The organism is Dellaglioa sp. CoH-55-MRSF-8 (assembly GCF_056782195.1).
In genome coordinates, this window is record NZ_JBXAYH010000275.1 from 1 (window position 1) to 232 (window position 232).

General features: G+C 50.0%; 1 protein-coding gene. It reads left to right on the plus strand.

Going from position 1 to position 232, the window contains the following annotated elements; all coding sequences use genetic code 11:
• Positions 1 to 35: 35 nt before the first annotated feature.
• Positions 36 to 232 (plus strand): hypothetical protein (locus AC1RPW_RS08720; RefSeq protein ID WP_481769567.1); only part of this gene is annotated, 197 nt, incomplete at its 3' end.

The window sequence follows — 232 nt, forward strand, 5'->3', positions numbered from 1 at the left end:
CGGTAAGAACGGCTTTTCATACCCGGAGATTCTCTATGTCGTATCAGGTCGGCAAAAAAGTAAAGGCCGTTTATCAAATCGCGCGTGGTGAAGGAGAAGGGGGCCTCGCTGAGTTCTTCATTCATGACAGTACTGGTGCGATCGTTTGCACTATCATCACGCCACACTTCGCAGACGAGGAAACCGTAGCGGAGTTCCTTACAGATTCGGTATTCAAACCGAAAGATCGGGG